The sequence below is a fragment of the Mycobacterium paraffinicum genome (assembly GCF_025822865.1).
Lineage (GTDB): Bacteria > Actinomycetota > Actinomycetes > Mycobacteriales > Mycobacteriaceae > Mycobacterium > Mycobacterium paraffinicum.
Map to the genome: position 1 here is coordinate 183,025 of NZ_JACKUR010000010.1, position 24,127 is coordinate 207,151.

A 24,127-nucleotide genomic window follows, 5' to 3' on the forward strand; every position below is an offset into this window, starting at 1 on the left:
CGAATTGTGGGACTACGGGCGAGTGATATCGCGGGCGATATCAAATTCGAGGGTCGCCTATTGGCAGGAAGAGGCCCAACGGGCCAAGCGCTCAGCGCCGCTTGGTGCCCCGCTTTTCGCGCACCCGCACGTTGATCCGGATCGGGCTGCCCTCAAATCCGAAGGCCTCGCGCAGCCGCCGCTCCAGGAAGCGCCGGTAGCCGGCCTCCAAGAACCCCGTGGCGAACAGCACGAACGTCGGTGGGCGGGCGGTGGCCTGGGTGGCGAACAGGATGCGCGGCTGCTTGCCTCCGCGCACGGGCGGCGGCGTCGCCGCCACCACCTCTTTGAGCCAGGCATTCAACGGACCCGTCGGAATGCGCATATCCCACGACGCCAACGCCGTCTCCATCGCGGGCACCAGCTTCTGCACCGCGCGGCCCGTCCTGGCGGAGATGTTCACCCGCTGCGCCCACCGCAGCTGCACCAGCTCGCGGTCGATCTCGCGCTCCAGCAATTCGCGCCGGTCCTCGTCCACCAGGTCCCACTTGTTGAAGGCCAGCACCAGCGCCCGGCCGGCCTCGATGACCATGGACAGCACCCGCTGGTCCTGTTCGGTGAGCGGCTGCGAGGCGTCGATCAGCACCACCACCACCTCGGCCGAGTCGATTGCCGAGTGGGTGCGCACCGAGGCGTAGAACTCGTGCCCGCTGGCCTGGCCGACCTTGCGTCGCAGGCCGGCGGTGTCGACGAATCGCCATACCTTGCCGCCCAATTCGATCAGCGAGTCCACCGGGTCCACGGTCGTCCCGGCGACATCGTGCACCACCGAGCGCTCGTCCCCGGCCAGCTTGTTCAGCAGCGAGCTCTTCCCCACATTGGGCTTGCCGACCAGGGCGACGCGCCGGGGGCCGCCCGGTGCGGGCGTCGCCTCGGACACCTCCGGCAGCGCGGCCAGCACCTGGTCGAGCAGGTCGGCGACGCCGCGGCCGTGGATCGCGCTGACGGCGTGCGGCTCGCCGAGGCCGAGCGACCACAACGCGGCCGCGTCGGCTTCGCCCTTCTCGCTGTCAACCTTGTTGGCGGCCAGGAAGACTGGCTTGCCCGACCGCAACAGGATGCGGGCGGCGGCCTCGTCGGCGGCGGTCGCGCCGACCGTGGCATCGACCACCAGGATCACCGCATCGGCGGTGCTCATGGCCACCGATGCCTGTTCGGCCACCAACTGTTGCAGGCCCTTGGCGTCGGGCTCCCACCCGCCGGTGTCCTGCACGACGAAGCGGCGACCGGTCCAGAGCGCGTCATAGGACACGCGGTCGCGGGTCACTCCGGGAATGTCCTGCACCACCGCCTCGCGCCGGCCCAGGATCCGGTTGACCAACGTCGACTTGCCGACGTTGGGCCTTCCGACCACCGCCACGACGGGCGCGGGCCCGGCTTCGGCCAGCTCTTCGAGCTCGGATTCGACCGATTCCCAATCGCTTTCGTCTGTCCAGGTGCCGTCGGAAGTCACCGCACCGCCCCGCTTCGCTGCTCGACCAGCTCCAGCAGGTGGTCGATGACCTGCGCCTCGGTCATCTCGCTGGTGTCGACCACCACCGCGTCGGGCGCGGCGCGCAGCGGCGACACCGCCCGGGTGGAGTCCAGATGATCGCGCCGCCGGACGTCGGCCAGCACCGCGTCGTAGTCGCCGGTCAGCCCGGCGGCGACGTTCTGATCGTTGCGGCGCCGCGCGCGGGTTTCGGCCGACGCGGTCAGGAAGATCTTCACGGGGGCGTCGGGCAGGACGACGGTTCCGATGTCGCGTCCCTCGACGACGACGCTGCCCGGACCCCCGGCCATTTCGCGCTGCAAACCGACGAGGCGCGCCCGCACGGCCGGGACCGACGACACCCCCGACACCGCGCGGGTCACCTCGTCGCCGCGGATCTCGATCGAAACATCCTCTCCCGCAAGGAAGTATCGGCCACCCTCGGGGTGGTAGTCCACCGACAGCTGCGCCGTCGCCGCGATGCGCCCGACGGCTTCGGCGTCCGCTGGGTCGATGCCGGCGCGCAGTACCGCCAGGGTCACCATCCGGTACATCGCCCCGGTGTCCAGGTAGCGGGCGCCCAGCGCACGCGCCAGTCCCCTTGACACCGAGGACTTTCCGGTCCCGGCGGGTCCGTCGATGGCCACCACCACAGGATTCACAACCCGACCGCCTTATACAGCTGTCCGACCTCGCCCTGGTTCAGCGCACGGAAGCTGCCCGGTCGCTGCTTGCCCAGCGACACCGGCCCGATGTCGGTGCGCACCAGCGCCTCCACCGGAAAGCCGACCGCGGCCAGCAGCCGGCGCACGATGCGATTGCGCCCCTCGTGTAACACCACCCGCACCAGCGTCTTGCCCGGAATGGCGTCCACCACGGCGAATTCGTCGACGCGCACGGGGCCGTCGTCCAATTCGATTCCCGCCTTGAGTCTTTTGCCCAGCCCGCGCGGCACCGACCCGGAAACCGTGGCCAGGTACGTCTTGGGCACCTCATGCGAGGGATGCATCAACCGGTGCGCCAGCTCGCCGTCGTTGGTCAACAGGATCAGCCCCTCGGTGTCGGCGTCCAACCGCCCGACGTGAAAGAGGTTCTTGTTGCCGCGCACCTTGCGTTCCACCAGGTCGCCGATGCATGGCCGGCCGCGATCGTCCGACATGGTCGAGTGCATGCCCCGCGGCTTGTTCAGCGCCAGGTACACCAGCGATTCGTCGAGGACGACCCTGGCGCCGTCGACGCGGATCACCGAGGCGTCGGGGTCGACCCGGGTGCCCAGCTCGGTCACCACCTGCCCGTCGACCTCGACGCGGCCGTCGATGATCAACTTCTCGGCCGCACGGCGCGACGCAATTCCGGCTTGGGACAACACCTTTTGCAGGCGGATCCCCTCAGTCTCGACCATCAATCCTGGTCCACGTCGAACGTCAGCGCCTGCTCGGGCGCCTGACCGCCCGACAGCTTGATGAAACGCGGCTCGCTGTCCAGGGATTCGCTCAGATCCTCGATCGTGTCGACGTCNGGCAGCAGCGGGGCGATGTCGGGAAGGTCGGCGAGCGACGTCAACCCCAACCGCTCCAGGAACAGGTCGGTGGTCGCGAACGTGACCGCGCCGGTGTCGTCGTCGACCCCGGCCTCGGTGATCAGGCCGCGCGCCAACAGCGTGCGCATGACGGCATCGACGTTGACGCCGCGGACCGCGCTGACGCGCGCCCGGGTCACCGGTTGGCGGTAGGCCACCACGGCCAGGGTTTCCAGCGCGGCCCGGGTCAGCTTGGACCGCGCGCCGTCCAGCAGCAGCTTCTCCACGTACGGCGCGAACTGGGAGCGGGTGTACATCCGCCAGCCCTCGCTGGTTTGGCGCAGATCGATGCCGCTGCCGCGTTCGGTGAGTTCGTCGGCCATCTGTTGCAGCCGGGCGGCGACCCGGTAGACGGGTTGCTGCGTGGCCGAGCCCAGTGCCTCGGCGGTGACCGGGGTGTCGACCACCAGCAGCAGCGCCTCCAGCACGGAGCCGAGTTCCTCGGCGTCCATGGGGGCCGCCTCGGCGATCTCCGGGATACCCGCGTCGAGATCGACGTCGGGCTCGTACTCAGTCATCTATTCGTCCCGCACTTCTACCAAGGCTTCGCTGGCCGGACGTTCCCCGGTCCAAGAAATCTGGAGCACGCCAAGGGGCTCCGACTGGTCGAATGCTACCGCCCGGCTCCGATACAACTCGAGCAGCGCCAGGAAGCGCCCGACAACCTCCATCGGCGCCTCGCAGTCGGCGACCAGCTCGGAAAACGTCGCCCACTGACCGCGGCCGCGAGACTCCAGGATCGCCAGCAACTTCTTGGCCTGCTCGGGCACCGATACCGCCACCTCGTGCAGGTGCCCGACGGCCACCGTGGGCACGGGACGCGGGCTGAACGCGATCGCGGCGATCTGGGCGAACCGTTCGGCGTCGACGCCCAGCATCACCTCGGGCAGCAGCTCGGTGAACCGGTCCTCCAGCGCCACGGCGCGCGGGTAGCTGCGCAGGGCCGTCGCCTCCAGCTCGGCGAACATCTCCGCGACGTGCTTGAACGCCCGGTACTGCAGCAGCCGGGCGAACAGCAGGTCGCGCACCTCCAGCAGCGCGAGGTCCTCTTCGTCGTCCATCTGGCCGGCCGGCAGCAGCCGCGCGGCCTTGAGGTCGAGCAGGGTCGCGGCCACCACCAGGAACGCGGTCGTCTCCTCCAGGTCGAGCTGGGAGCCGATCTCGCGGGTGTAGGCGATGAAGTCGTCGGTGACCTGGTGCAGGGCCACCTCGGTGACGTCGAGGCGGTGGGCGAAGATCAGCTGCAGCAGCAGATCGAACGGCCCCTCGAAGTTGGTCAGGCGGACTTGAAAACCGTTCTTGGGTGGCGCCTCACCGTTCGCGCTGGCCGTCACGCGCCGAATCGGTCGATGAACTCGCGGGCCAGGGCGCGGTAGGCGACGGCACCCGTCGAGCGCGGGGCCCAGGTGGTGATGGGCTCGCCGGCCACGCTGGTCTCCGGGAATCGGACGGTCCGGGTGATGACGGTGTCGAACACCAGGTCACCGAACCGCTCCACCACCCGCGCCATCACCTCACGCGAGTTGACGGTGCGCGGGTCATACCGGGTCAGCAGGATCCCGCTGATCTCCAGCTTGGGGTTGAGCCGGTCGCGCACCTTGTCGACGGTGTCCGTCAGCAGCGCCAGGCCGCGCAGTGAGAAGAACTCGCATTCGGTGGGAATCACCACGCCGTCCGAGCAGGCCAGACCGTTCACGGTGAGCAACCCCAGCGACGGCTGGCAATCGATCAGGACGTAGTCGTAGCGGTCCAGTACCGGATGCAATGCCCGGCCCAGCGTCTGCTCGCGGCCCACCTCGTTGACCAACTGGATCTCGGCGGCGGACAGGTCGATGTTGCTGGGCACCAGGTCCAAATACTTGATCCGGGTTTGCATCAGCACGTCGTCGATCGACACGCGCGGCTCGACCAGCACGTTGTGGATGGTCTTCTCCAGCTCGTAGTGCGGGACGCCGAGCCCGGCGGACAGCGCACCCTGCGGGTCCATGTCCACCAGCAGTACCCGCCGGCCGTATTCGGCGAGCGCGGCGCCCAGATTGATCGTCGACGTGGTCTTCCCGACGCCGCCCTTCTGGTTGCACATCGCGACGACCTTCGCCGGGCCGTGCGAGGTGCGCGGCTGCGGTTCCGGGATCGCCCGCGGCGGCCGCCCGGTCAGACCGAGCTCGACGCCGCTGTCCGGCTGCTCAGTCATGGCGGGGGTGTTCGGGAGGTGAACATCGACCGAAAGTCTAACGGGTTCGAGCGCCGAAACCGGGCGACCCGCAGAGCGTTTCACCAGCGAATATGGCCGCCTACCTGCAACGAGTCACTTGCGTCACACCAGCACCAGCAGTAGCCCTCGATGCCGCCTATCGTGGTGCCTCATGGACCTCAAGCGACGAATCCCCCTGCTGCGATGGTCGGTCTGGCGGATGGCGACGGGCGCGCGCAACATCACCACGACGGGCCAGATCGGCGACGGACGCGAAGCCGCCGCGGTGGACTACGTCCTGCGCAACGCCAAGTCCGGCGACATCGACGACGTGCTGGCCACCATCGACAAGTTCGCCTACGAGAAGTCGATGCTGATCAACGTCGGCGACGAGAAGGGGCAACTCCTCGACGCCGCGGTGCGCCGCGCCGACCCGGCAGTGGCGCTGGAGTTGGGCACCTACGTCGGATACGGCGCGCTGCGCATCGCCCGCGCCGCCCCGAACGCCACGGTGTACTCGGTCGAACTCGCCGAGGCCAACGCCGCCAACGCCCGACGGATCTGGGCCCACGCCGGCGTCGCCGACCGGGTGACGTGTGTCGTCGGGACCATCGGTGACGGCGGGCGCACCCTGGACGCGCTGGCCGACGAGCACGGGTTCGCGTCCGGCGCCCTCGACTTCGCGTTTCTCGACCACGACAAGGACGCCTACCTGAACGACCTGCACAGCATCATGGCGCGCGGCTGGCTACGCCCGGGCGCGATCGTGGTCGCCGACAACGTCCGGGTGCCGGGCGCCCCGAAGTACCGCGAGTACATGCGCCAGCAGCAGGGCAAGCAATGGAACACCGTCGAGCACAAGGCGCACCTGGAATACCAGTCGATGGTGTCCGACCTGGTGCTGGAGTCGGAATACCTGGGCTAGGTCAGCTCGGCCTCACGGGCACATGAACGCGATCGGCGGGCACTGCCGGGGGGTGATGGCCTCCGGTGGCGGGTTGTCGCCGTCCCAGACGTCGGACGTCTTGCCGTTGTAGGCGAGCGGGACGTTGCCCATCGCGTAGTTGGTGAAATAGAAGGTGTGGCAGACGTTCCAGTCCCAAACCACGTCGCCCGGCCCGTCGGTGGATCGTGTCGCTGTCCCGGGCACCAGTGGTGCGGACCGAAACCGTTGTCCGCGTGAGCGGTCGCCGCGGCGAAGCCCAATCCGGCGATCGCGAGGCCGCCCGATAGCAGCGCCCCGGCGATCTTCTTCTTCATGGCTTGATTGTGTGGCATGGCGACGACCCTGCCGCCCCGAATTGCTACCGGTCCCAAATTACTGCGCGCGCGGATGCGCTTCCGCCCACACCTCGCGCAGCGCGTGCACCGTGACCATCGTGTAGATCTGCGTCGTCGTCACCGAGGCGTGCCCCAGCAACTCCTGCACCACCCGCACGTCGGCGCCGCCCTCGAGCAGGTGGGTCGCGAACGAGTGCCGGAGCATGTGCGGCGACACGCCCGATGTGATCCCGGCGCGCTCGGCGGCGTCCTGCAGCACCTGCCACGCGCTTTGCCGCGACAGCCGCCCACCGCGCACATTGAGGAAGATGGCCGGTATGCCGCGGCCACGACGGGCCAGGTCCGGCCGGCCGCGCACCAGATAGGCGTCCAGCGCGTGCACCGCGGGCCGCCCGATCGGCACCAGCCGCTGCTTGCCGCCCTTGCCGCGCAGCAGCACCGACCTGGCCCGGGTGTCGATGTCGTCGACGTCGAGCCCGACGGCCTCCGAGATGCGCGCCCCGGTCGAATACAGGAGTTCCAGCAGCGTCCGGTTGCGCAGCGTGAGCGGGCCGTCGGAAGCGCTGTCGCCTCCCGCACCGTCCAGCAGCGCCAGCACCTGGTCGATGGTCAGGCTCTTGGGGAGCCGACGGCCCGGGGTGGGCGGGCGGACCGCGCGTGCCACGTCCAGCTCGGCGAGGCCTTCGGCCGCGGCGAACCGGTGCAGGCCGCGCACCGCGATCAGGGCACGCGCCGCCGACACCGCGGAGAGCGCCGGGCTTCCCGAGTCGGGGTCGCCGCGACGCAACGCCACCAGGAATTCGCTCACGTCGTCCTCGCCTACCTTGGCGATGTCGTGAATTCCGCGGTCCGACAGGTGCTTGGCGTAGCGGCGCAGGTCGCGGCGATAGGAGCTGAGGGTGTTCGCCGCGACGCCCCGTTCGATCGTGAGGTGGTCGAGGTAGCCCTGCACTTGGGTGTCAAGGGCCACCGTTGTCATTGTTTGGCCTTCCGGGCGACGAACGCCGTGGGCTTGTCGGTCCACGGGCTGTCCACCGGCCGCGGTTCGGCGACGCCCTCGGTTACCACGTGGGCGGCCAAAATCCCGGCAATCGCAATGGAATTCACGATCTCACCGCTGAACACCTGGCGGACAGCCTCGGCGACGGGAACCCAGCGCATCGTCATGTCGGCTTCCTCGTGATGCGCCTCGGGGCGCGCCACTTCGGTCAGCTCGGTAGCCAGATACACGCGCACCGATTCGTCACTGAAGCCCGGTGCGGAATTCAGGTCGACCAGCACCTGCCACGTGCCGGCCTGCAGGCCGACCTCTTCCTGGAGTTCTCGGGCCGCCGTCTGCTGCGGCGGCTCCCCCACCACATCCAGCAACCCGGCCGGAAGCTCCCACAATCGCCGGCCGAACGCGTGGCGGTATTGGTAGACCATCGCGATGTTGTCGTCGGAGTTCAACGCCACGATGGCGACGGCCCCGTAGTGCTCGACGACTTCACGAATCGCGGTGGTACCGCCCGGCATTCGGACTTGGTCACTGCGTAGCGCGAAAATCTTTCCCGTGTACAGCGTTTCGGATGACGCCGTCTCGAAATCGTGTTCAGCCACGGGCAGCGGGCTCAGGTAACGACTGGCTGACGCCGTCCCGCTGCTGGTTGCCGTTGGAGCCGTGCTCGGGGATCTCCACTGGCAGCAGCTCGCCTGACTGGTAGTCGAGGGCCGCCCCGACGAATGCGACGAACAACGGGTGCGGCCGGGTGGGCCGGCTCTTGAGCTCCGGGTGCGCCTGGGTCCCGACGATGAACGGATGCACCTCCGGTGGGTATTCGACGAACTCCACCAGATGCCCGTCGGGCGAGGTTCCGGAGAACCGTAGGCCGCTCTCGGCGATCTTGTCGCGGTAGGAGTTGTTGACCTCGTAGCGGTGCCGGTGCCGCTCCGACACCTGCGTGGTGCCGTACGCCCGGGCGACAATCGAATCCGGCTGCAGGACGGCGGGATAGGCGCCCAGCCGCATGGTGCCACCCAGGTCGGCCTGGCCCGCCACGGCGTCGACCTGGTCGGCCATAGTGGAGATGACCGGATCCGGTGTCTCGGGGTCGAATTCGGCAGAGTTGGCCTGGTCGAGCCCCGCCGTGCGTGCGGCCTCGATCACGATGCATTGCAGGCCGAGGCACAGGCCCAGCACCGGCAGCCCACGCGACCGTGCGTAGCGGATGGCGCCGATCTTGCCCTCGATCCCGCGGATGCCGAAGCCGCCCGGGATCAGCACGCCATGCACGTCGCCCAGCGCCGCCGCCGCGCCCGCCGCGGTCTCGCAGTTGTCGGAGGCCACCCATTGCATCTCCACCTTGGCGTGGTGCTTGAACCCACCGGCACGCAGCGCCTCGGTGACCGACAGGTAGGCGTCGGAGAGTTCAACGTACTTGCCCACCAAGGCAATTCGTACGGTCTCGTGCGGCTCGTGCACCCTGCGCAGCAGGTCGTCCCACTCGGTCCAGTCGACGTCGCGGAACGGCAGGTTGAGCCGGCGCACCACATACGCGTCGAGCTCCTCGCGGTGCAGCCGCTTCGGGATGTCATAGATCGACGGTGCGTCCGGGGTGGAGATGACGCCGTCGATGTCGACGTCACACATCAGCGCGATCTTGTTCTTCAGCGCTTCGGGGACGTCCCGGTCGCAGCGCAGGATCAGCGCGTCCGGGGTGATACCGATGCTGCGCAGGGCAGCCACCGAGTGCTGGGTGGGCTTGGTCTTGAGTTCGCCCGACGGAGCCAGGTACGGCACCAGCGAGACGTGCAGGAAGAAAACGTTCTCCCGGCCCAGGTCGTGGCGGACCTGGCGCGCCGCCTCCAGGAACGGCTGTGATTCGATATCGCCGACGGTGCCGCCGATTTCGGTGATGACCACGTCCGGGCGGTTGCCCTGGGCGTCCGGCTGGGCCATCGCCATGATCCGGCTCTTGATCTCGTCGGTGATGTGCGGGATCACCTGCACGGTGTCACCGAGGTATTCGCCGCGGCGCTCCTTGGCGATGACCGTCGAATACACTTGGCCCGTCGTGACATTCGCCGAGCCGGACAGGTCGCGATCCAGAAACCGCTCGTAGTGGCCGACATCGAGGTCGGTCTCGGCGCCGTCCTCGGTGACGAACACCTCGCCGTGCTGGAACGGGTTCATGGTGCCCGGGTCGACGTTGAGGTACGGATCGAGCTTTTGCATCGTCACGTACAACCCGCGGGCCGTCAGTAGCTGACCGAGGCTGCTAGCGGTGAGACCTTTACCCAGAGAGGACGCGACGCCCCCGCTGACGAAGAGGTGCTTGGTGGCGGTTTGCGGGTGCTTTCGCACAGGCGGCCTCCGTGAAGACGGGCAGGGCGTCGAAGTTTCTAGCGAATAACTAGTTGGGCCTGCCGACCCACGGAAACCCACCCTAACATCCACGACCGAAGTGTCGCGGCGAACACGCCCCTACTGAGGCACCGTGATCGATGTCGCGCCGTGACCCGTCCCGTACTGACCGGCGTGGCCGCCGTTCATCAGGTCGTGCAGGCCCAGCACCGCGGTGATGCGGCCGGGCGCGGCGTCGACGTCGTCGACGGTGCTGACCGCGGAGTTCATCCCGGCGTCGGCGCGCGTCACGGCGACCGCCGCGCCACCGGTCGCCGAGCCGTCCCGCCCGGCCAGCAGCGTGCCCGAGCCGTGCGGGGCCAGCGCGGCGGCGAACCGGGCGACGCTGGCGCCCTGATTGCCGGCGTCCTGGGGAAGCGCGCCGCCGGTGACGATCAGCGCGGCATTCGCCGCGCCCAGGTGATCGCTGGGCTGATAGGTGATGAAACCCGTGTCGCGCAGCGCCGCCAGCACGGTGTCGCGCTGGGGCTCGTCAACCGGCGGGACCGCCGGGTTGGCGTTGATCAACAGCGCGATGCCCATCAGGTCGCCGGCCTGCGAGCCCTGGTCGACGAGCTTGGTGCTCAGCTGCTGACCGGCGGGCAGGATCGACGAGTTCACCACGGTCTGCAGCTTCTCCGCGGAATTGGCCTCGACGAACTCGCTCGTCAGCGACACGGTTCCGGTCACCGCGCCGCCGGCCTGGCCGATGAACTTCGACACCGCGGCCACGTCGTCGTCTTTGGCGTCCGGGGTGCGGAACACCACGACCGACTTGCCGCCGAGCGCGTCGTGCACGATCCGGCCGACCAGTTGGGTGTCGAAATTGTTTGCCGCGCTGAGCTTTTCGTTCAGCACGTTCTTCTGGTCGTTGAGCCCGTTGATTTGGGTGTGCAGGTCCCGCTTCTCGTCACGCAGGCTGGACAGCAGGGTGTCGGACAGGAAGCCGGAACCGAGCACGACTCCCACGGCCAACGCCAGAAACACGGCGGCCAGCGATAAAGCGTGTTGACGGAGCGAGATCATCTTCTCCCCCTAGCTCACCAAGTGCTGAACCCAGAGGGAGAAGTGGTTCCAGTAGTCGGTGACCCAGTGCAGCACCACGCCGTCGGTGCGGGACACCCAGAGGGCGACGATGACCGCGATCAGCATCGTCAGCGCCAGCAGCGCGATGGCGCCCGCCGAGATGTGGTTGCGGTACAGGGTGGCCACGGCCTTGGCGTCCACCACCTTCTCGCCCACCCGAAGCCTGGTAAGGAAGGTCGAGGGGTTGGTGTGCGCACGGGTCCGGTCGAAGAACGTCTCGATGTTGGCGGTGTGGCCGGCGGTCACGAGCAGCGCGGCGCCGTGGTGATCGGCCAGCAGCAGGGCCAGGTCGACCGCCGAACCCGCGGCCGGGAAGGTCATCGCCCCGACGCCGAGGTCCTGGATGCGCTCCAGGCCCGGCGCGTGGCCGTCGGCGTCGGCGGGCAGGACGACCTGGGCGCCGCACTTGAGGGCGTCGGCACTGATCTGGTCGGGGTCGCCGACGATGACCTGGGGGCGATAGCCCGCCTTGCGCAAGACGTCCGCGCCGCTGCCAACGCCGAAGAGCACCGGCTGGTACTCCTTGATGAACGGCTTGAGGGACTTCAGGTCCTCCTCGGCGCCGGGTTCGTCGGCGACGATCACCACGTGCCGGCGGCGCAGGTCGACGTCGATGTCGGGGATGCCGATGCCGTCGATCAACAGCGGGCTTTCGCTCTTGATGAACTCGATTGTGTTGCCCGCGAACGCCTCCAGGTGGGCGGACAGGCCGCTCTTGGCCTCCCGCATCAGGTCGGCGATGTCATGGTCGGTGCGCTCGGTGCCGCGGACGAGCCTGCGGTCCCCGGAGTACACCCCGCCTTCGTGCAGCCGGATCTTGGCGCCGTCCTTCACCTTCTTGAAGATGTCCGGCCCGGTCTCGTCGATCAGGGTGACCCCGTTGTTGACCAGCACCTCCGGGCCCATGTTGGGATAGCGGCCCGAGACCGACGGCGAGGCGTTGACGACCGCGGCGATATCGGCCTCCACCAGGGCGTCCGCCGTGATGCGGTCCAGATCCAGGACGTCGAGCACCACGATGTCGCCGGGGCACACCCTGCGCAGCAATCGGTCGATATTCCGGTCCACCCGGGCGGTGCCGACAAGGCCCGGCCGGGTGGTGTTACGGGTTAGCAGGCCTGACATCTTCATGGGGGCGATTCTGTCGGTGATGCAAGGGGGACGCGTGGAGGCGCGCCGTAACATCAGCCTCAGAAGTTATCTAGAGTCCCATTAGTCACATCTGTATTAAGTGTTCCCGACGGTTAGATCTCATCTTTCTGTGCCGCATCGAGGAGTTCGCGGGCGTGCGCACGGCCGCTGTCGGACTCGCCCAGCCCGGCCATCATCCGCGCCAGCTCGGCGACCCGCTCGTCACCGGAGACCCGGCGCACCACGCTGGTCCCCTTGGGCCCGGCGCTGTGCACCACCAGGTGCACGTCCGCGTACGCCGCGACCTGTGGCAGGTGGGTGACCACGATGACCTGATGGGTGCGGGCGAGCCGCGCCAACCGCCGCCCGATCTGCACCGCGGCCCGGCCGCCGACGCCGGCGTCGACCTCGTCGAACACCATGGTGGTGCCCTCTGAAATTCTTCGCGAGGCGGCCAGCACGACTTCCAGCGCCAGCATCACCCGGGACAGCTCGCCGCCGGAGGCACTCTTGGCCAGCGGCAGCTGGTCCATCCCGCGGTGCGCCGCGAAGCCGAACTCGACTTCATCGACGCCGTCGGCACCGGCCCGGGCCAGCTCGCCCGACGGCAGCACGAGCGCGGCCGGGTCCTCCTTGTCGGCGGCCACATCAATGCTGACGTCGATGGTGAATTGCGCGTCGGCCATTGCCAGCCCGGACAGCTCGGCGGTGATCTCCTTGGCGAGCCGCTTGGCGGCTTTGCGCCGGATGCCGCTGAGATCGGCTGCGGCTTGGGCTAACTCACGCGCGAGCTCGTCGACACGCGCGGCCAGCGCCGTAAGACCTTCCTCGGTGACGTCGAGCTGGGCCAGTCGCTGCCGCGACTCCTCGGCCCAGCGGAGCACCCCGTCGACGTCCGCGGCGTACTTGCGGGTCAGCGTGCGCAGTTCGGCCTGCCGGGCCAGCTTGGCTTCCAGCGCGCTGGCGTCGACCGGCAATTCGTCCAGGAAGCCGCTGAGTTCGCCGGCCGCGTCGGCGACCACGGTGAGCGCCTCACCGACCTGTCCGGCCAGCGCCCGCAGCTTCGCGTCATCGGTCGATTCCAGGGCGGCGCGCGCCCGCCCCAGGCTGTCGGCGGCGCTGTGGCCGGAGGCCTCCGCGTCGTCGGGCGCCCCGGAGAGCGCCGCGTGCGCGGTGATCGCGGCCTCGCGCAGCGTGTCCAATTCGGAGAGCCGCACGATGTCGGCGACCAGCGCATCGTCCTCGCCCGGCTGCGGGTCGACGGTGTCAATCTCGTTGAGCGCGAAGCTCAGTCGGTCTGACTCGAGGGCGAGTTCGCGCATGCGGTTTCGGCGGTCGACCAGGTCGTGCCGCGCGGTGAGCCACTCGTCGCGCAGTTTGCGGTAGCGCTCGAGCGCCGGGCCGGCTTTCGCGAACCGGTCCAGCGCGCCGCGTTGCTCCTCGGGCCGCATCAGCCGCAGCTGGTCGTTCTGCCCGTGCAGGGTGAGAAGCTCGGCGGTGAAGTCGCCCAGCGACTTGGCGGGCACGCTGCGACCGCCGAGATAGGCCCGCGAAGGCCCTTCGCGGCTGACCGAGCGCAGCGCGATAACGCTGCCGTCCTCGTCGCGCTCCGCTCCCGACGCGTCCAACATCTCGTCCAGCTGCGCGACCGCGGCGTCCTCGAGATCCGTTGTGATAAAACGGCCTTCGACGACCGCGCGGTCGGCTCCCGACCGCACTCGGGTCGCGTCGGCGCGGGCGCCGCCGAGCAGATGCAGCCCGGTCACCACCATCGTCTTGCCGGTGCCGGTCTCACCGGTCAGCACCGTCAGGCCACGGTCGAACTCCCCGACCGCCGCGCTGATGGCGCCCAGCGACTCGATGCGGATCTCAGTCAGCATCTACTTTCCACGCCACCCGGTGACCGGCAAGCGGAACTTGCGCACCAACCGGTCGGTGAACGGCGCGCTGTCCAGTCGCGCCCATTTCACCGGTGTGTCGCAACGCCTTACCTCGATCCGGCTGCCGGCCGGGATCAGCATTTCGCGGCGGCCGTCGCAGAACACCAGGGCGTCGTGCCCATCCGCCTCGATCTCGATCGCGATCATGGCGTCGGGGCTGGTGACCATCGGCCGGCCGAACAGTGCGTGAGCATTGTTGGGCACCACCAGGATTGCCTCGAGGTCCGGCCACAACACCGGGCCGCCCGCGGAGAACGCGTAGGCGGTTGACCCGGTCGGCGTCGACACCAGCACCCCGTCGCACCCGAACGCCGACACCGGCCGGCCGTCGATCTCGACGACCACCCCCAGTACGCCCAGTCGCGGGCCCTTCTCCAGGCTGACTTCGTTGAGCGCCCATCCGTGCTCGATTTCGCGTCCGCCCGCGCGCACGAGCACGTCCAGCGTCAAGCGGTTCTCGACCCGGTAGTCCTTGGCGACAACGTGATCCAGCACCTTGTCGATGGCCTCCGCCTCGGCCTCGGCCAGAAAACCGATTCGGCCCAGGTTGACGCCCAGCACGGGGATCCCGGCGTTGCGGGCCAGTTCGGCCGCGCGCAGGAACGTGCCGTCCCCACCGAGCACCAGCACCAGTTCGCAGCCTTCGGCGGCCTGCGGGTCCGCGTCGACCACCTGAATTTCGACACCCATCGCCCGGATGTCGTCGGGCGCCACCTGCAGCGAACCGCGGTCGACCGCCTCGGCGGACAGGACGCGAAGCCCGATATCGTTGTCCCCCAGCACTTTCTGCACACGGGCCGCCGTGTCGGTGGCTTCTGCGCGGCCGGTGTGGACCACCAGCAGCACGGTGCGATGCTCGGGCGTCGGATTCACTGCGGCCCCTCACTCACGGCGCGCTGCACCGCTGCCATCAACTCGTCATCCGCCAATCCCGTCTGGCCGCGCAGCCACAGAAAGTATTCGACATTGCCCGACGGGCCGGGCAGCGGGCTTGCGGTGACCCCCACAGGGTGCCAGCCCAGTTGGGCGGCGCGCCGTGCCACCGCCAGCACGGCATCGGCACGCAGGGCGGGGTCGTGCACCACCCCGCCGGCGCCCACCTGGGCCCGGCCCACCTCAAACTGCGGCTTCACCATGGGAACGATATCCGCAGTGGGGGAAGCACATCCAGCCAGCGCGGGCAACACTGTGGCCAGCGAAATGAACGACAGGTCGGCCACAATCAGGTCCACCCGGCCGCCGATCGCCTCCAGGGACAGGTCACGGGCGTTGGTTCGCTCGACGACGACGACCCGCGGGTCGCAGCGCAGCGACCACGCCAGCTGCCCGTATCCGACATCCACCGCGACCACCTCGGCGGCCCCCCGATCCAATAGGACCTCGGTGAACCCACCCGTCGACGCCCCCGCGTCCAGGCAGCGGCGGCCCGCCACCGGAATTCCGAAGGTGTCCAGGGCGCCGATCAGCTTGTGCGCACCGCGGGAGACCCAGCCCCGTTCGCCGTCGTCGGCGACGGTCAGGGCCGCGGTGACGGCGACGGCGGTGCCCGGCTTGCGGGCCGGCAGGCCGTCGATGCTGACCCGTCCGGCGCCGATCAACTCGGCGGCCTGCTGGCGCGATCGCGCGAGTCCGCGCCGAACCAGCTCGGCGTCGACGCGGGCGCGGCGAGACATGCGCGCACTCAGCCCTTCTCCGCCGACTCCAGCGCGGCAAGCAGCACGTCGTGCGCCTCGGAAAGGCGGCGGGCTATTTCTTCGAGCTCCGTGAGCGACGGGTCCTCGGGGTTTTCCGGGGCCCCGGGCTCGGGCAGCCGGGCCAGCAGGGCGTCGATTTCGGCGCGAATCTGTTCGGGATCGGTAGTCATTGCGCTCTTACGCTAGTCATCCGTCAGTCGCTGCGCACCAACGACCAGCGTTGCAACGCGGTGCGGGCCCGATCGTCGGCGGCCTCGATGCTGATCGGCCGTCCGTCCGACGGCGCACCCCAGACCGCGCTGGCGACCGCGCGCACGATCGAGAGCCCGTCACCGTCGTCGGGCCCGTCGCCGCTGACGGTTACCGCCCGCTCGTCGACGTCGACGCGCCAGCCCGGCTGGGGCCCGACCGCGAGCCGCTCGCCGTCCTGGTGCAGGGCGCGCAAGTCGTGGCCGATGTAGGTGGGCCGGTGCACGGGATCGGCGTACACGGCGTCCCGGGCCGAACTGACGCCGGTCAGCACCATCAGGCTGGGCAGGTTGGCCGCATTGGCGCCCTCGATGTCGGTGTCCAGGCGGTCGCCGACCACCAGGGGCGCGCGGAAGTCGCCCCGGGCCGCCGCGTCGGTGAGCAACCCGGGCGCCGGCTTTCCGGCGACCTGGGGTTCGGCGCCGGTGGCCGCGCGCAGCGCGGCGACCATGGAGCCGTTCCCGGGCAGCAGGCCCCGCTCGGTGGGCAGCGTCGGATCGACGTTGGCCGCCACCCACAGCGCGCCGGACCGGATGGCGAGCGCGGCCTCGGCGAGGTCCGGCCAGCCGATCGTCATCGACAGGCCCTGCACGACGGCGACGGGGTCGTCGTCATACCGGCGCACCGGTAGCAGCCCGACCGTCTTGACCTCGTCGGCCAGTGCGTCGGTGCCCACGATCAGCACCGGTGACCCCGCCGGCAGCCGGTCGGCCAGCAGCCGGGCCGCGCTCTGCGCGCTGGTGGCGACGTCGTCGGCGGTGGCGGTGAAGCCGAGCTCGGTCAGGTGCGCCGCGACCTCGGCGGCACTGCGAGACGCGTTGTTGGTGACGAAGAACGCGCGGCCTTTTACCTCGGCCAGCGCCTGCACGGCACCCTCGGTGGGCCGGCGACCGCGAAACAATGTCCCATCCAGATCGAGCAGCAGGCAATCGTATTGGCGTGCAACGCTGGTCATCTCAGCCGATCTCGCTGGCCCGGTCTTCGGCGTCGGTGACGCCCTCGACGTCCGCGGCGGCCGAGCGCAGGAACCATTGCAGCGCTTCATCATTGCGCCCGAGCGCCAGGAGCGTGTCCGCGTAGGCGTAGAACAACCGCGCCGCCGTCGAGCCCCGGCGGCCGGGATCCAGCTGCGGCGTGGACAAGACGGTCAGCGCCTGCTCCAGCTGGCCGAGGTCCGCACGCGCGCCGGCCGCGACGATGCGCAGCTCGTCGGCGTCGTCGCCCTGGAGCTGGGCCGCCTCCGGTCCGCGGGCGAGTTCGATCGCCCGCTCCGGGCGGCCAAGCCCGCGTTCGCAATCCGCGATCAGGGCGAGCAGGTTGGACTTGCTGCCCATCCTGCGGGCTGCACGCAATTCGGCGAGCGCCTGGGCCCAGTCGCCGCAGTGATAGGCGGCGATGCCGACCGCCTCACGAATCGCGGCGATCCTGCTGGATCGGGCGCGCGCCGCGCGGGCATGACTGAGCGCGGCCTCCGGGTCCTCGTCGAGCAACTCACCCGCGGCGACTAGGTGGCGCGCCACCGCGTCGGCCGTGGCCCGGTCCAAGGTGCTCAGCTCGCCCCGGATTTCGGGCGCCAGCTGCCGGGCCTCCACGCCCGGCGGTATCGGTGGCCCGGGTTCCGGCGTGCGGTGGCCGTCGGGCTGCTGCGGCTGGGCCGGCCGCGCGCGGCCCGGGCCCGACCAGTTGCCGGACGGGCGCGGGCGCCGTTCGCCCCGCTGCCGCTGCCTGTCGTCGACCACGCAGCCGAGGATACGGGGGCCCGGCGCGCTAGTACGCCGTGAGCCGGTTCTGCAGCAGCGGCGCTATCACCGCCGGGCAGTAGTTGGCGACGGCGACGATGGTGAACAGGCCGGCCGACTCGTAGCCCAGGCCACTGCGCTCGGACATTTCGGCGGCGACCGAGTCGAAGGACTGGCCCGGCGTGACGATCATCGGGCAGACCGACTGGCCCAGCGCCAGGGCGCCGGCCGGGTGCGGGTAGGTGATCCCGGCGTTGGTCAGCGCCATCAGGAACGCGTTGCCCCGCATGTCGGCGCTGACGGGCGCGGCCAGCTGGGCGGCCAGGGCCGCCACGCAGGCGACCAGGATCGGCACGCGCAGCAGGGACCGTTCCACACGCCGGGAAGCCGTCATCGTGACCACCCTGGCCTGTGCGGGTCACAACCGCAACACGGTGCGGTAAAGGTTTGCGCAGCAACGCGTTTTGCGGGTGCGGTTTTAGACCTTTTCGATCCCGGCGACGGTGCGCTTGCCGCGGCGCAGCACCAGCCACCGGCCGTGCAGGAAGTCCGAGGGCTGCGGCGCCCACTCCTCGCTGTCGATCCGGATGTTGTTGACCGACACCCCGCCCTCGCCGATGGTGCGGCGCGCCGCCTTCCTGCTCTCGGACAGGCCGCTGGCCACCAGCAGGTCGACGATCCCGTCGGGGCCACCGGGCTTCAGCTCGGCGACCGAGGCCTCGCGCAATGCCGCCGACAGCGTCGCCTCGTCCAGCCGGTCCAGTTCGCCCTGCCCGAACAGCGCCCGGCTGGCGTGCTCGACCGCCTCGGTGGCGGCCTCGCCGTGCACCAGCACGGTCAGTTCGCGGGCGAGCCGGCGCTGGGCGGCCCGCTGCTGGGGGCGCTCTTGGGTGGCCTGTTCCAGTTCGGCCAGCTCGTCGGCCGACAGGAAGGTGAACCAGCGCAGGTATCGGATCACATCGGCGTCGGCGGTGTTGAAGAAGTACTGGTACCAGGCGTAGGGGGTGGTCATCGCCGGGTCCAGCCACAGGCTGCCGCCGCCGGTGGACTTGCCGAACTTGGTGCCGTCGGCCGCGGTCACCAGCGGGACGGTAAGGGCGTGCACCGTCGCGCCCAGCTTCTGGCGGACCAGCCGCACGCCGGCGATGATGTTGCCCCACTGGTCGGAGCCGCCGATCTGCAGCGCGCAGCCGTACCGGCGGTGCAGTTCGACGTAGTCGTTGGCCTGCAACAGCATGTAGCTGAATTCCGTATAGGAGATGCCCTCGCCCTCCAGCCGCCGCCGGACGGTGTCGCGATCCAGCATGACGTTGACCGAGAAGTGCTTGCCGAGGTCACGCAGGAACTCGATGGCCGACAGCGGGGCCGTCCAGTCCAGGTTGTTGACGACGACCGCGCCCGTCGGCGATTCCCCAGAATCCGAGAAGTCGACGAAGCGCTCGAGCTGCCCGCGGATGCGCTCGGTCCAGTCGGCGACGACGTCCGCCTCGTTGAGGGAGCGCTCCCCGACGTCCCGCGGGTCACCGATCATGCCGGTGGCGCCGCCGGCGAGCACGATCGGACGGTGGCCGGCGCGCTGGAAACGCCGCAGGGCCAGCAGCGGCACCAGGTGCCCCGCGTGCAGGCTGGCCGCGGTCGGGTCGAAGCCGGCATACACCGTCAACGGCCCGCGCTGCGCCTCGGCGGCCAACGCGTCGAGGTCGGTGGACTGCGCGATCAGCCCACGCCAGTCCAGCTCGTCAAGGATCCCGGAAGACATCGCCGCCGACTTTAGTCGGTCCCGCGGCCAGGATTCGCTCCTGCGCTGCCCGATAAGGCAAGCTAACGGCGCGGCGCATCGTCGCGCCATCGCCTTTCCCCTCAGCTCACCAAACAACGCGGAGCGTCATGGACAACCGATATTGGCCGTTGGTGGTCGTGATCATCATGCTCGCGCTCGGGCTGACGCTCACGGTCGACGACTTCAAGCGGGCCGCCACGCTTCGCAAACCGCTGGTCGTCGCGCTCGTCTGCCAGTCGCTGCTGCTCCCGACGCTGTGCCTGGCCATCGCCGAGGCCTTCCACCTCGAGCCCCACCTGGCCGTCGGGTTGATGCTGATGGCCGCCACCCCCGGCGGGACGATGTCCAGCATCCTCAGCCACCTCTTCAACGGCGACCTCGCGCTCAACCTCACGCTGACCGCGATCAACGCCGTGCTGTCCATCGTGGCGTTGCCCGCGATTCTGGCGGTGTCGATGACGTGGTTCCTCGGCGAAGGGCGGTTTCTCCCGCTGCAGCCGGAAAAGTTCTTCGCGGTGATCGGCCTGGTCATCGTTCCCATTGCGATCGGGGTGGCAGTCCGCCACCGCTTCCCCGAACTGGCCCGGCGACTGCAGAAACCGGTGCGAATCGTCGCGCTCACGCTGCTCGTCCTCGCCGTGCTCGGGGCCATCGCCGGCGGGCGAACGACGCTGTGGCACAACCTCGGCCTGCTGAGCGGAGCCGTCGTGGCCTTCTGCGCCGTGAGCCTGACGGTCGGCTATCTGGCGCCGCGCCTCATGCGGCTGGCTCCGCGGCAGGCCGTCGCGGTCAGCCTGGAGGTCGGTATGCACAACGCCGTGGTGGCGATGGGCGTCGCGTTGAGTCCGCAGCTACTGAACAGCGCCGAGATGGCCACGCCGGCCGCGATATACAGTGCAGTCGCGCCGCTGCTGGCCGTGGCGTTCGTGTTCCTGGCGCGGCGGGTGGATCCCGCGTTTCGCGCGGTCGCCCAACCCGACGTGCCCGCTGCGGCCTAGTCCGATGGTGGCGACCCGCTACGCCCGGTTACGCAGCGCTTGCGATCGCCACTAGTCGCTGGCGCCGGGGGCCGGCGCCCGCGGGCTGCGCCGGTATGCCGACACTTCGGGGCGGCCGGGGAGCCACAATCGCCACGGCCGGTCGGCGGCCTGGCTGACCCCGACACGCGGGCCGGACATGGGAGTCAGCGGCTCGTTGAGTTTCAGGGTCACCGGGTTGGCGGGGTCGAACAGGTCAATCCCATTGTCGTCCATGGTGATTCCGAGAGCCGAACACAGATTGCCGGGACCGCGCGCCAGCGCGGCCGCGCGAACCAGCTCGCCGCGCCGGGTGCGCGCCGTGTCGGTGCCGTCCTCGAGGGCGGCGGCCCGCAACAGGACGGCCGCGGCGGTCCCGTCCGGCCCGCAGGAAACGTTGGCGCAGACGTGGATCCCGTGGCTGCGATAGGTGTAGAGGCGGCCGGGAGGTCCGAACATCACCGCGTTGCGGCCGCTGATGCCGCGATAGGAGTGGGCCGCGGCGTCCGGCCATGGACCGTCCGGAACGCCGCCGTACGCCTCGACTTCCACGATGACGGCGCTGACGCCCCGCCCGGTGAGGGTGGCGCCGAGTAGCCGATGCGCGGCCGCGACGGGGTCGACGAGCAGCTGGCTTGCGGCCACCCACCGAACCTACCGGCAGCGCTTCCATGGCAGTATCCCGGTGTCTTGGGACCTGTGAAGGAGCACGCATCATGCATCCGATCGACCCCGCCGCCACCGCGTGGCTACTGGCCAGCACCGCGCTGGTCCTCCTGATGACGCCCGGCCTGGCGATCTTCTACGGCGGCATGGTCCGCACCACCGGCGTGCTCAACATGATCATGATGAGCTTCATCTCCATCCCGCTGGTCACGGTGGCATGGCTGTTGCTCGGCTACACCATCGCGTTCTCCGAGGACGGGGCCAGCGGGTTCGTCGGCAATCTCAGGCACGTCGGGATGCTGGGCATCACCCCGGACACCGCGCACGGTGCGGTTCCCGAACTTCTGTACGCCACGTTCCAGGTCACGTTCGCGATCATCACGGCCGCCCTGGTCAGCGGCGCCATCGCCGACCGGGCGAAGTTCGCCGCGTGGATGGTGTTCGTTCCGGTATGGACGGTCGTCGTGTATTCGGTTGTGGCGCACTGGGTGTGGGGGCCCGGCGGCTGGCTGGCCAAGTTGGGCGTGCTGGACTACGCGGGCGGACTCGTCGTCGAGATCGTGTCCGGCTGTTCGGCGCTGGCCCTGGCGCTGGTGCTGGGGCCCCGAATCGGCTTCAAGAAGGAAGCCATGCGGCCGCACAATCTGCCGCTCGTGTTGCTCGGCGTCGGCCTGCTGTGGTTCGGCTGGTTCGGGTTCAACGCCGGCTCCGCGCTGGCGGCCAACGGGACCGCGGCGGCCATCTTCCTCAATACACTCGTCGCGGGTTGCCTCGGCATGCTCGGCTGGCTTTCGGTCGAACAGGTCCGCGACGGCCGGCCCACCACGTTCGGCGCGGCGTCCGGGGTGGTGGCCGGGCTGGTCGCCATCACGCCGTCGTGCGGAACGGTCAACACGCTCGGCGCGGCGGTCGTGGGTCTCGCGGCGGGCATCGTGTGCTCGTTCGCGGTCAGCGCGAAATTCCGGTTCAACTACGACGATTCGCTGGACGTGGTCGGCGTGCACTTCGTCGGCGGCGTCGTCGGGGTGTCGTTGATCGGGCTCCTCGCCACGGCCGTCATGACGTCGGGCCCGCGGGGCCTCTTCTACGGGGGCGGCTTCGCCCAGCTGGGCAAGCAGGCGCTGGCGATCGTCGTCGTCGCGCTGTACGCGTTCACGGTGTCCTTCGTGCTGGCGAAGGTGATCGACCGGGTGATGGGTTTCCGGCTCAGCGCGGAGGACGAGACCACCGGCGTGGACCTCACCCAGCACGCCGAGACCGCCTACGCCGAGGGCGTGCACGGGCACCTGCCCCAGCGCCGCCCGGGTTCGCCCGAACGCTCCCCGTAGACCCTTGACAGCGCCTCGCTAGAGGACGATATTCATCATATGATGACTTCATCACGTGATGAATTAATCGCGAACCAGGCCGTCCGGATCGACCACCTGCGGGTGATACGTGGCAAGCGCCCCGCACTGCACGATCTCTCGGTGCAAATCGGGCGCGGCAGCATCACCGGCCTGCTCGGCCCGTCCGGCTGCGGCAAGACCACGCTGATGCGGTGCATCGTCGGCACCCAGATCGTCACCTCGGGAACCGTCACCGTGCTCGGCCATCCGGCCGGGTCGGCCTCGCTGCACCGACGGGTCGGATACCTGCCGCAGGACCCGACCATCTACAACGACCTGCGAGTCGTCGACAACGTTCGCTACTTCGCGTCGCTGTACGGTTTCGACCGCCAGGCCGCCGATGCCGCGATCGAGCGGGTCGGGCTGGATGATCACCGAACCGCCTTCTGCGGCAACCTTTCCGGCGGTCAGCGCACCCGGGTGTCGCTGGCGTGCGCGCTGGTCTGCCAGCCCGACCTGCTGGTGCTCGACGAGCCCACGGTGGGCTTGGATCCCGTACTGCGCGCGGATCTCTGGGACCAGTTCGCCGATCTCGCCCGCGCCGGCACCACGCTGCTGGTGTCCAGCCACGTCATGGACGAAGCCGACCACTGCGGCGACCTACTGCTGATGCGCGACGGTCACCTGCTCGCGCATACCACCCCGGACCGACTACGAGAGGACACCGGATGCACGTCACTGGAGGACGCGTTTCTGTCCATCATCAAGCGCAACACCATGCGCCAAGCCGGTTAGGGCTCAAGGGATACACCGCCACCACGGCCAGGATCCTGCGCCAGCTGGCGGCCGACCACCGCAGCGTCGCGATGATCCTGTTCGTGCCGGTCTTGGTTATCACGTTGATGTACTTCATGTTTCAGAACGCGCCGCACCGGCCCGGCACGCCGGCGCCGTTCAACAACGCCTGCCTGATCCTGCTCGGCCTTTTCCCGCTGTTCGTGATGTTCATCATCACGGCGATCACGATGCAACGGGAACGGGCGTCGGGGACGTTGGAGCGCATCCTGACCACTCCCCTGCGCCGGCTCGACCTGCTGATCGCCTATGGCAGCGCCTTCTCGGTGGCCGCTGCGGCACAGGCCATATTGGCGTGCATCGTGTCGTTTTGGCTGCTCGGCTTCGACACCGCCGGCAGCCCGGCGTGGGTGTTTGCGATCGCGATCGTCAACGCTGTGCTCGGTGTGGGGCTGGGCCTGCTGTGTAGCGCCTTCGCGCGCACCGAGTTTCAGGCCGTGCAGTTCATCCCGCTGGTGATGGTGCCGCAACTGTTGCTGGCCGGCATCATCGTGCCGCGCGCACTCATGCCGCACTGGCTGCAGTGGGTCAGCAACGTGATGCCGGCCAGCTACGCCTTGGAGGCGCTGCAGCAGGTGGGTGCGCACCCGCAGCTGACCTACATCGCGGGCCGCGACATCGTCGTCGTGCTCGGCTCCGCGCTCATCGCGCTGGCCCTGGCCGCGGCGACGCTGCGTCGGCGGACCCCATAGTGGCG

General features: G+C 69.4%; 26 protein-coding genes. 5 read left to right on the forward strand and 21 right to left on the reverse strand.

Translation table 11 applies throughout. From position 1 onward, the window contains the following. Positions 1-91: 91 nt before the first annotated feature. The 6 genes from der to H7J89_RS01010 form a co-directional block, all read right to left on the reverse strand. Complete coding sequence (der, locus tag H7J89_RS00985) at positions 92-1,492, reverse strand: ribosome biogenesis GTPase Der (protein WP_264035704.1); 1,401 nt, start codon at positions 1,490-1,492, stop codon at positions 92-94. After that, positions 1,489-2,172: a (d)CMP kinase gene (gene cmk, locus H7J89_RS00990; RefSeq protein WP_264035705.1), complete on the reverse strand. Its 684-nt coding sequence runs from the start codon at positions 2,170-2,172 to the stop codon at positions 1,489-1,491. Before cmk ends, der begins: the two co-directional genes overlap by 4 nt. Then, on the reverse strand, positions 2,169-2,912 hold the full coding sequence (locus tag H7J89_RS00995; protein WP_264035706.1) for a pseudouridine synthase: 744 nt from the start codon (positions 2,910-2,912) through the stop codon (positions 2,169-2,171). Before H7J89_RS00995 ends, cmk begins: the two co-directional genes overlap by 4 nt. Beyond that, on the reverse strand, positions 2,912-3,607 hold the full coding sequence (scpB, locus tag H7J89_RS01000) for an SMC-Scp complex subunit ScpB (RefSeq protein WP_264035707.1): 696 nt from the start codon (positions 3,605-3,607) through the stop codon (positions 2,912-2,914). Before scpB ends, H7J89_RS00995 begins: the two co-directional genes overlap by 1 nt. Next, the gene (locus H7J89_RS01005) at positions 3,608-4,423 is read right to left on the reverse strand and encodes a segregation/condensation protein A (RefSeq protein WP_264035709.1); all 816 of its coding nucleotides are present in this window, start codon (positions 4,421-4,423) and stop codon (positions 3,608-3,610) included. It abuts the gene before it with no gap. Then, the gene (locus tag H7J89_RS01010; RefSeq protein ID WP_067206001.1) at positions 4,420-5,283 is read right to left on the reverse strand and encodes a ParA family protein; all 864 of its coding nucleotides are present in this window, start codon (positions 5,281-5,283) and stop codon (positions 4,420-4,422) included. Before H7J89_RS01010 ends, H7J89_RS01005 begins: the two co-directional genes overlap by 4 nt. A gap of 172 nt (positions 5,284-5,455) precedes the next feature. On the opposite strand from H7J89_RS01010, the gene H7J89_RS01015 reads away from it, so the two are divergent. Further along, positions 5,456-6,208 carry an O-methyltransferase gene (locus tag H7J89_RS01015; RefSeq protein WP_264035710.1) on the forward strand — a complete coding sequence of 251 codons (753 nt, stop codon included), beginning with the start codon at positions 5,456-5,458 and terminating at the stop codon, positions 6,206-6,208. Positions 6,209-6,220: 12 nt separating this feature from the next. Here H7J89_RS01015 and H7J89_RS01020 read toward each other — a convergent pair whose 3' ends face one another. The 14 genes from H7J89_RS01020 to tyrS form a co-directional block, all read right to left on the reverse strand. Next, positions 6,221-6,433, reverse strand: a complete 213-nt coding sequence (locus H7J89_RS01020) for a hypothetical protein (RefSeq protein WP_264035711.1) — start codon at positions 6,431-6,433, stop codon at positions 6,221-6,223. A 168-nt stretch (positions 6,434-6,601) separates the two neighbouring features. Further along, entirely contained in the window at positions 6,602-7,543 is a 942-nt protein-coding gene (xerD, locus tag H7J89_RS01025; protein ID WP_264035712.1) for a site-specific tyrosine recombinase XerD, read from the reverse strand. Beyond that, positions 7,540-8,163 (reverse strand): NUDIX domain-containing protein, encoded by a 624-nt coding sequence (locus tag H7J89_RS01030; RefSeq protein WP_264035713.1) that lies wholly within the window; start codon positions 8,161-8,163, stop codon positions 7,540-7,542. Before H7J89_RS01030 ends, xerD begins: the two co-directional genes overlap by 4 nt. Continuing rightward, positions 8,156-9,907 carry a CTP synthase gene (gene pyrG / locus H7J89_RS01035; RefSeq protein ID WP_264035714.1) on the reverse strand — a complete coding sequence of 584 codons (1,752 nt, stop codon included), beginning with the start codon at positions 9,905-9,907 and terminating at the stop codon, positions 8,156-8,158. The genes H7J89_RS01030 and pyrG overlap by 8 nt, the downstream gene beginning before the upstream one ends. A 120-nt stretch (positions 9,908-10,027) precedes the next feature. Further along, on the reverse strand, positions 10,028-10,972 hold the full coding sequence (locus tag H7J89_RS01040) for a copper transporter (protein ID WP_264035715.1): 945 nt from the start codon (positions 10,970-10,972) through the stop codon (positions 10,028-10,030). A 9-nt stretch (positions 10,973-10,981) separates the two neighbouring features. Then, positions 10,982-12,163 (reverse strand): putative cytokinetic ring protein SteA, encoded by a 1,182-nt coding sequence (gene steA / locus H7J89_RS01045; protein ID WP_264035716.1) that lies wholly within the window; start codon positions 12,161-12,163, stop codon positions 10,982-10,984. Between the two features lie 113 nt (positions 12,164-12,276). Continuing rightward, complete coding sequence (recN, locus tag H7J89_RS01050) at positions 12,277-14,043, reverse strand: DNA repair protein RecN (protein ID WP_264035717.1); 1,767 nt, start codon at positions 14,041-14,043, stop codon at positions 12,277-12,279. After that, a complete protein-coding gene (locus tag H7J89_RS01055) occupies positions 14,044-14,976 on the reverse strand; it encodes an NAD kinase (protein WP_264035718.1) in 933 nt (310 codons plus the stop codon). It lies immediately after the preceding gene. Beyond that, the gene (locus tag H7J89_RS01060) at positions 14,973-15,776 is read right to left on the reverse strand and encodes a TlyA family RNA methyltransferase (protein ID WP_264035719.1); all 804 of its coding nucleotides are present in this window, start codon (positions 15,774-15,776) and stop codon (positions 14,973-14,975) included. The genes H7J89_RS01055 and H7J89_RS01060 overlap by 4 nt, the downstream gene beginning before the upstream one ends. 8 nt (positions 15,777-15,784) lie before the next feature. Continuing rightward, entirely contained in the window at positions 15,785-15,967 is a 183-nt protein-coding gene (locus tag H7J89_RS01065; RefSeq protein WP_264035720.1) for a hypothetical protein, read from the reverse strand. 23 nt (positions 15,968-15,990) lie between these two features. After that, the gene (locus H7J89_RS01070) at positions 15,991-17,001 is read right to left on the reverse strand and encodes an HAD-IIA family hydrolase (RefSeq protein WP_264035721.1); all 1,011 of its coding nucleotides are present in this window, start codon (positions 16,999-17,001) and stop codon (positions 15,991-15,993) included. 1 nt (position 17,002) lies between these two features. Continuing rightward, positions 17,003-17,785, reverse strand: coding sequence for a tetratricopeptide repeat protein (locus H7J89_RS01075; protein ID WP_264035722.1), 783 nt, complete (start codon positions 17,783-17,785; stop codon positions 17,003-17,005). A gap of 28 nt (positions 17,786-17,813) precedes the next feature. Next, the gene (locus H7J89_RS01080) at positions 17,814-18,188 is read right to left on the reverse strand and encodes a DUF732 domain-containing protein (protein WP_264035723.1); all 375 of its coding nucleotides are present in this window, start codon (positions 18,186-18,188) and stop codon (positions 17,814-17,816) included. A gap of 75 nt (positions 18,189-18,263) precedes the next feature. Continuing rightward, positions 18,264-19,544: a tyrosine--tRNA ligase gene (gene tyrS / locus H7J89_RS01085; RefSeq protein WP_264035724.1), complete on the reverse strand. Its 1,281-nt coding sequence runs from the start codon at positions 19,542-19,544 to the stop codon at positions 18,264-18,266. Between the two features lie 128 nt (positions 19,545-19,672). Here tyrS and H7J89_RS01090 point away from each other — a divergent pair, with 128 nt between their 5' ends. Then, positions 19,673-20,563, forward strand: a complete 891-nt coding sequence (locus tag H7J89_RS01090) for a bile acid:sodium symporter family protein (protein ID WP_264035725.1) — start codon at positions 19,673-19,675, stop codon at positions 20,561-20,563. A 51-nt stretch (positions 20,564-20,614) separates the two neighbouring features. Here H7J89_RS01090 and H7J89_RS01095 read toward each other — a convergent pair whose 3' ends face one another. Beyond that, on the reverse strand, positions 20,615-21,226 hold the full coding sequence (locus H7J89_RS01095) for a DNA-3-methyladenine glycosylase (protein ID WP_264035726.1): 612 nt from the start codon (positions 21,224-21,226) through the stop codon (positions 20,615-20,617). A gap of 71 nt (positions 21,227-21,297) precedes the next feature. On the opposite strand from H7J89_RS01095, the gene H7J89_RS01100 reads away from it, so the two are divergent. Genes H7J89_RS01100 through H7J89_RS01110 form a run of 3 tightly spaced genes read left to right on the forward strand, consistent with a single transcriptional unit; the run spans position 21,298 to position 24,122 of the window. Then, positions 21,298-22,575: an ammonium transporter gene (locus H7J89_RS01100; protein WP_264035727.1), complete on the forward strand. Its 1,278-nt coding sequence runs from the start codon at positions 21,298-21,300 to the stop codon at positions 22,573-22,575. 39 nt (positions 22,576-22,614) lie between these two features. Then, positions 22,615-23,370: an ABC transporter ATP-binding protein gene (locus H7J89_RS01105; RefSeq protein WP_264035728.1), complete on the forward strand. Its 756-nt coding sequence runs from the start codon at positions 22,615-22,617 to the stop codon at positions 23,368-23,370. Further along, positions 23,304-24,122, forward strand: a complete 819-nt coding sequence (locus tag H7J89_RS01110) for an ABC transporter permease (protein WP_264035729.1) — start codon at positions 23,304-23,306, stop codon at positions 24,120-24,122. The genes H7J89_RS01105 and H7J89_RS01110 overlap by 67 nt, the downstream gene beginning before the upstream one ends. Positions 24,123-24,127 lie beyond the last annotated feature (5 nt).